This window comes from Devosia sp., assembly GCF_017307565.1.
In the GTDB taxonomy this organism is placed as follows: domain Bacteria; phylum Pseudomonadota; class Alphaproteobacteria; order Rhizobiales; family Devosiaceae; genus Devosia.
The window spans coordinates 1-6,994 of sequence record NZ_JAFKHD010000487.1; the positions used below are offsets into that span (position 1 = coordinate 1).

The following is a 6,994-nucleotide window of genomic DNA, read 5'->3' on the forward strand; positions in this document are numbered from 1 at the left end:
GGCTGAAGCACCGCCCGCTCGAAAATTTCGATCGCGGTCTCGGCGCCACCGAAATGGGCCTGATCTACGTCAATCCCGAAGGTCCGGGCGCCAATGGCGATCCGCTTTCGGCTGCCAAGTTCATCCGCGAAACGTTCAAGCGCATGGCGATGAACGACGAGGAAACCGTTGCCCTGATCGGCGGCGGCCACACCTTCGGCAAGACCCACGGCGCTTCGGCTGAATCGTACAAGGGCGACAATCCGGAAGCGGCCGACCTTGCCGAGCAGGGCTTTGGCTGGACCAGCTCCTATGGCACTGGCCACGGCGCCGACACCATCGGCAGCGGTCTTGAAGTGACCTGGACCCAGACCCCGGCCCAGTGGAGCAACTTCTTCTTCGAGAACCTCTTCAAGTACGAATGGGTGCAGACCCGCAGCCCGGCTGGCGCCATCCAGTGGGAAGCCAAGGACGCCGAAGAAATCATTCCGGACGCCCATGTTCCGGGCAAGAAGCACCGTCCGACGATGCTGACCACGGACCTCTCGCTGCGTTTCGACCCGATCTACGAACAGATTTCGCGTCGTTTCCTCGAAGACCCGCAGGCCTTTGCCGAAGCTTTCGCCCGCGCCTGGTTCAAGCTGACTCACCGCGACGTCGGCCCGCGCTCGCGCTATCTCGGCCCGGAAGCGCCGAAGGAAGAGCTGATCTGGCAGGACCCGCTTCCGGCCGTCACCGGCGTTCTCGTCGACGCTGCTGACATTGCCGAACTGAAGCAGAAGGTTCTGGCTTCCGGTCTTTCGGTTTCCGATCTCGTCGGCACGGCCTGGGCTTCGGCCTCGACCTTCCGCGGCGGTGACAAGCGCGGCGGTGCCAATGGTGCCCGCATTCGCCTGGCTCCGCAGAAGGATTGGGCGGTGAACCAGCCGCTGGAACTGGCTCGTGTGCTCGAAGCCCTCGAAACCATCCGCACCGAGTTCAACCAGAACGCCCGTGGCGGCAAGCAGATCTCGCTCGCCGACCTGATCGTCCTGGCTGGTGGTGCCGGTATCGAACAGGCTGCACGCGTTGCCGGACACGACGTTGCCGTGCCCTTCACGCCCGGCCGTACCGATGCGACTGCCGAGCAGACCGACGCTGCAAGCTTCGACTTCCTCGAGCCGCCCGCTGACGGTTTCCGCAACTACGAGAACCCGGCTCTCGCCGTCCCGGCCGAAGTCGTGCTGCTCGATCGTGCGCAACTGCTGACGCTGACTGCGCCCGAACTGACCGTGTTGCTTGGTGGCCTGCGCGCCATCAACATCAATGTCGGCGGTGCCGAACATGGTGTGTTCACCAAGCGCCCGGGCGTTCTGACCAACGACTTCTTCGTCAATTTGCTCGACATGAGCACGCAGTGGAAGGCGACTTCGGACGCCAAGACGCTCTACGAAGGCGTCGACCGCAAGAGCGGCGAGGTCAAGTGGACGGCAACCCGCGTCGACCTGGCATTCGGCTCCAATTCGGTGCTGCGCGCCCTGGCCGAAGTCTATGCAAGCGCCGATGCGCAGACCAAGTTCGTCAGCGACTTCGTTGCTGCCTGGACCAAGGTCATGAACGCAGACCGCTTCGACCTGCTCTAAGTCCTGCGAACAGCTAAAAAGCAGAGGGCCCCGGGAGATTTTCCCGGGGCCCTTTTTGTTGGTCCTGGGGATTTGGCAATTTGATTCAATTGCTCCCGGTTGCCTTCAGCACTCCCAAGCGAGTCTCCCCGCAATTTCATTCCATCTATGCGGTATCCCGCCCGGAGAAGGTTATGAGTGAATTCGAAGAAGGCCGTCGTGCGTTTGCGAGCTTTCGTGTGCTCAATGGCGAGGACAGCCATTCGGAGCGGGACCAGCTATTCCGCAATATGGCCAAGCTTTTCAGCTTCGTATCGGACCGATGCGACGATGAGCAGGTGGTCCAGTATGACGAGGCGCTATGCCTCCTCGCCGAGCTCGTGGAAGTCGAGGCCCGCGCTCATGTGGCGAAGATTCTCGCGCCGCTGCAGCGCGCTCCGGGCACCGTCGTCGTCAAGCTTGCCAATGACGATATCGAAGTGGCGCGTCCGCTGCTCGAATTCTCCAGCGTGCTCAGCGACGACGATCTGATCGACATCATCGAAAAGCAGTCCGAAGCGCACCGCGAAGCCATTGCCGGTCGCTCATCGGTTACCGAACGCGTCAGCGAGGCGGTGGTCGAGCATGGCGATTCCTCAACGGTTATCCGGCTGGTTCGCAATGCCAATGCCGAGATTGGTCGCACCACGCTCGAAAAGCTGGTGGCCCGTGCCAGCCAGGACGAAGCCATTGCCGAAGACCTTCGCAACCGCGCCGAAATCGACTGGAAATCGCTGCGCGGTGAAATCGACTCCGTCGCCGACAAGGTTCTCGAAACCCTCGGCGAAGTCGACGGCCGCTTCGATCCGGTCACGGCCGGCAAGGTCAACGCCGTCGTCTACAAGCGCATCCGCAACCGCGCCGGTTTCAACGCGCAGGAGTGGAAGGTTGCCTATAACCAGGTCCGCGCGCTGACCGATCGCAAGCAGCTCGATGATCGTGCGCTCGCCCGTTTTGCCCGCTTCGGCTATGGTCACCACGCCGCTGCCGCCATCGCGGTGATGCTGCGCGTTGCCCCGGAAATCGTGGTCAAATGGCTCGCGAGCCAGGACTATGCAGCCGTAACCGTTGCGTTACGCGCAGCCGGTCTCAAGTCCGATCTTTTCGGTGCCATCGCCTCGACCTTACCCTGGCGTGATATGCCCACCCATGACCATCAGGAGATGATGGTCAGCCGCTTCGAAGCTCTCGACGAGGAAGAGGCGCGCAACATTTTTGAGCTTTGGCGCGCCCACTCCTTCCGCCGTCGCAACGCTGCCGCGCAGGTGCATCAGCCGGAGGCTATGTCGGCTTAAGCCGCAGCGCCCGCCAATATCTCGAGCCCGGCCCAGGCGAGTTCTGGCGCCGGGCTTTGCTTTGCGGTCGGTGCGCTAAAAACACTGGACCTTGCACTCGTTCCAGATATAAACATATCTTTATATCTAGCGAGGAAGAACGTGTCGGAACTGGTCGGTGTTTTGAAGGCTGCAGGGGAGAGCACGCGTTTGCGGCTTCTGGCGCTGCTCGCCGATGGCGATCATTCGGTGAAGGATCTTACCGAGATCCTCGATCAGAGCCAACCCCGCGTTTCCCGCCACCTAAAACTGCTCGCCGACGCCGGCCTCATCCAGCGCCATGCCGAGGGCGCCTGGGCCTATTATGGGCTGGCGCCGCACGGCCATGGTGCCGAGCTGGCGCGCTGGCTCGTGGCCCGTATCGACCACGACAATCCCGAGCGTCAGCGCGATCGGGACCGTCAGGCGGCAGCGATGGCCGCGCAGCAGGCTTTAGCCACGGCCTATTTCGCCAAGGTCGCCGATAGCTGGGACCTGCTCAAGACCCTGCATGTGCCCGAGGAGGCTGTAGAAGCGGCGTTGCTCGAAGCGCTGCAGAACCGCGTCGTCGATCTTCTCGTCGATCTCGGCACCGGCACGGGCCGAATGCTCGAACTGCTGGCGCCGGTCTACAAGCGGGCCATCGGCGTCGATTCTAGCCGCGAAATGCTTGCGGTCGCCCGCTCGCGCCTTGCTTCGGCTGGCGTGAACCATGCGCAGGTGCGGCTGGGCGACATCGCCGCGCTCGACACCTCGATCGGGCAGGCCGATGTGGTGGTGATCCACCAGGTGCTGCACTATTTCGACGATCCCGGCCGAATGCTGGCACAGGCGCGACGCCTCCTGAGGCGAGGTGGCGAAATCCTGATCGTGGATTTTGCGCCGCACGCCCTCGAATTCCTGCGCACGGACCATGCCCATCGCCGGCTTGGTCTATCGCGCGAGCAGATGACAGGCTGGGCCGAGGCCGCCGGATTGCGGGTGCAGTCGGTGCGCGAGTTCCCCAGCAAGAACACGGACGGTGGACTGACGGTATGCCTCTGGCGCCTCAGCGACCGCACAGACACGGAATAGACCCATGATCGACGACGACCACCGCGCCAGTCGCCTCACCGCTGACAAGCGCCCCCCACTGCAGATTTCCTTCGAGTTCTTCCCGCCCAAGACGGACGCGATGGAAGAAAAGTTCTGGGAGTCGATCAACAAGCTGGCGCCGCTGAAACCACGTTTCGTTTCGGTTACCTATGGCGCCGGCGGCTCGACCCGCGAACGCACCCTGCGCATGGTGCGCAATATCACATCCGACACTGGCGTGCCGGCCGCAGCGCACCTCACCTGCGTGGGCGCCTCGAAGGGCGAGGTCAATGACGTGGTGCACGGCTTTGCCGAGGCGGGTGTGAAGAGCATCGTGGCCCTGCGCGGTGATCCGCCGGAGGGCATCGGTCAGCCCTTCGTTCCACATCCCCAGGGCTATCAGAACGCGGCGGACCTTGTGGCCGGTATCCGCAAGATCGGCGATTTCGACATTTCCGTCGCCGCCTATCCCGAAAAGCACCCGCAGAGTGCCGACTGGGACGCCGATATCGACAATCTCAAGCGCAAGGTCGACGCCGGCGCCAACCGTGCCATCACGCAGATGTTTTTCCGCAATGCGGACTACCTCAGGTTCGTCGAGCGCGCCCGCAAGGCCGGTGTCAATGCGCCCATCGTGCCCGGCATCCAGCCGATTCACTCGTTCAAGCAGATTTCGGGCTTTGCCGCGCGCTGCGGCGCCTCGATTCCCGATTGGCTGGCCGAGCGTTTCCAGGGGCTCGAGGACGATCCGGATACGCATGCGCTGGTGGCCGCAGCCGTTGCCGCCGAGCAGGTGACCGAGCTTCTCGATGAGGGTGTCACCGAGTTCCACTTCTATACGCTCAACCGATCCAACCTGGTCCTGGCGCTGGCGCGCCTGCTCGGGCGGCGTCCAAACTAGGGGTTGTGGGGCAGGGGCATGGGCCGGAACACGCCCGTCTCCTGCCATTCAGCTTCTGTTCAGCTTGTTGGCCGCAGAAGGTTGTGAACGGGTGGTTCATAAAATGGCCACCAAGTTCGCCTTGATCGGCAGATCAATCGCGTCGCAAAGCGGAGCCGAATAGACCTATGAAGATGGATCGCCGCCTGACCAATGGCCTGGCATGGGCCGGGGCGCTGCTCGTCATTGGGATTCCTGCTGCTGACTATATCAGCGGTGCATTCGCCGGCGGCGCCGGGCCTAGCATCGCCGTAGTCGACGCCACGCCGACCGCGCCCGCTGCGACAACGCCGCCCGCTGCCGCCAAGCCCGCGCCTGCCGTCGAGAAGGCCGCTGAAGCGCCAAAGCCTGCTCCGGTGCCAGAAACCACGCCGCAGGCCGTTGCCAGCTCGTCAGACCCCGTCGACGGCTTCCTGCAGTCCGGCAGGGAGCTGCCGAGCTATATCACTGGCGGCGGTGCTCCGGCGGCGACCAAGCCCACGCAACCCGCCACAAAGCCGCAGATCGCGACGCCCGCACCAACGGCGCCCACGCCGACGCAGACGGCCACCACGCCGCCGGCCACCCAGCCGCCCGTGACCCAGCCGAACCAGCAGGTTGCCGCCTTGCCGCCCAAGGTTGCCCCGATTCCGATGCCGCTCTCGATGCGTCCGCAGCCGGTTACGGTTCCGCTTGCATCGAACCAGCAGCCGCTGATCATCGACCGTCCAACGGTGCCCCCAGCCGCTTTGCCACCGCAGCAACAGCAGCAGGGCGATTTCGTTAGCTCCGAAGATCTGCAAGACTGGGAATCCGGCCCGCTGTCGGAATTTCTGGCCCGTCGTAACCAGCAGAGCAGTGCCACCTATCAGGTGCAACAGAACCAGCCGGCCTATGACGGCAACGGCTTCTGGCTCGATGAAGGTCCGGGCAACAATCGGCCAGCGCAGCGCTACCCGCAGCGCGACAACGACGTCTATTACGTGCCGTTCTGACCGTCGGGCAGCGGGCGTCTCCCATGCGCTAGGGGCCATGGACCGCCGCGCAATGCATGGATAATCTGCGTACCCTATAATTCGGGGCTGACTCGACAGGTATGAGGGCAAGGCCGATGCTGTGCTGCGTACGCAAGGCTGAAGAAAATCGCGATGTCTGGCATAAGCTTTCGAGCTTTCTCGGTTCGTTTTCGCGACGCACCGGCGTGGTCGGTCATATCGCCAATATCCTCGATCCCGACACCTGGCTGCCCGGCGGCCGCGAGGCTGCGTTCACGCTTGCCCTGATCGCCCTCTCGGCCAAGATGGCCATGGCCGATGGTGCCGTCACGGCGTCCGAAGTTCGCGCCTTCAACGCCACCGTTGAAATCACCAAGGGGCAGGAGCCTCAGGTGGAGCGCCTGTTCAACCTCGCCAAGCAGGATGTGGCCGGCTACGAGGCCTATGCGCGCAAGGTGGCCCGCTTCTTCGCCGATGCGCCCGAAACGCTGGAGCACGTGCTCGATGGTCTCTTCTTCATCGCGACGGCCGATGGCCTGGTGCATGAAGCCGAACTCGATTATCTGCGCTCGGTCAGTGCCATTTTCGGTTTCGACGAAGTCCGCTTCGAACAGATCGCGGCCCAGCATGTAATGCTCGAAGAAGGCGTCGATCCCTATGTGGTTCTCGGCCTTTCCCAGGATGCGCCGCCCGAGGAAGTGCGCCGTGTCTATCGCCTGCTGGTTGCCGAACACCACCCCGATCGCCTGATCGCCAAGGGTGTGCCCGAAGAGCTGATCGATGTGGCGACAGCCCGCATGGCTGCCATTAACCTTGCCTACCAGGCGATCACAAAACCAAGGCCGCAGCCGCTGCTTGCCTGATCTTCGCGCTTGACGCGGGGCAGGGCGCGCCCCTACATCGGCGCGCCAGTTGACCGGGTGGCCGCTGGCATGAGGGTAACCTCATGCCGGAGGAAAGTCCGGGCTCCTTCGAAACACGGTGACGGCTAACAGCCGCCGGGGGCGACCCCAGGGAAAGTGCCACAGAAAGCAAACCGCCCCGGTTCGCCGGGGTAAGGGTGAAAGGGTGCGG

General features: G+C 63.4%; 6 protein-coding genes and 1 other RNA gene (1 of these 7 cut by a window edge). All 7 read left to right on the plus strand.

Features of this window, described 5'->3' with window-relative positions; genetic code table 11:
• On the plus strand, nt 1-1,601 hold a 1,601-nt coding region (gene katG / locus J0I64_RS21260; RefSeq protein ID WP_291412057.1), incomplete at its 5' end, for a catalase/peroxidase HPI.
• Between the two features lie 173 nt (nt 1,602-1,774).
• Nucleotides 1,775-2,914 carry a DUF2336 domain-containing protein gene (locus J0I64_RS21265; protein ID WP_291412059.1) on the plus strand — a complete coding sequence of 380 codons (1,140 nt, stop codon included), beginning with the start codon at nt 1,775-1,777 and terminating at the stop codon, nt 2,912-2,914.
• Between the two features lie 141 nt (nt 2,915-3,055).
• Nucleotides 3,056-4,006 carry a metalloregulator ArsR/SmtB family transcription factor gene (locus J0I64_RS21270; protein ID WP_291412061.1) on the plus strand — a complete coding sequence of 317 codons (951 nt, stop codon included), beginning with the start codon at nt 3,056-3,058 and terminating at the stop codon, nt 4,004-4,006.
• A gap of 4 nt (nt 4,007-4,010) precedes the next feature.
• On the plus strand, nt 4,011-4,907 hold the full coding sequence (gene metF, locus J0I64_RS21275; RefSeq protein WP_291412063.1) for a methylenetetrahydrofolate reductase [NAD(P)H]: 897 nt from the start codon (nt 4,011-4,013) through the stop codon (nt 4,905-4,907).
• A gap of 167 nt (nt 4,908-5,074) precedes the next feature.
• On the plus strand, nt 5,075-5,920 hold the full coding sequence (locus J0I64_RS21280) for a hypothetical protein (protein ID WP_291412066.1): 846 nt from the start codon (nt 5,075-5,077) through the stop codon (nt 5,918-5,920).
• 116 nt (nt 5,921-6,036) lie between these two features.
• A complete protein-coding gene (locus J0I64_RS21285; protein ID WP_291412068.1) occupies nt 6,037-6,783 on the plus strand; it encodes a DnaJ family molecular chaperone in 747 nt (248 codons plus the stop codon).
• A gap of 45 nt (nt 6,784-6,828) precedes the next feature.
• An RNA gene (rnpB, locus tag J0I64_RS21290) (RNase P RNA component class A) lies at nt 6,829-6,994 on the plus strand; it runs 293 nt beyond the window's last position.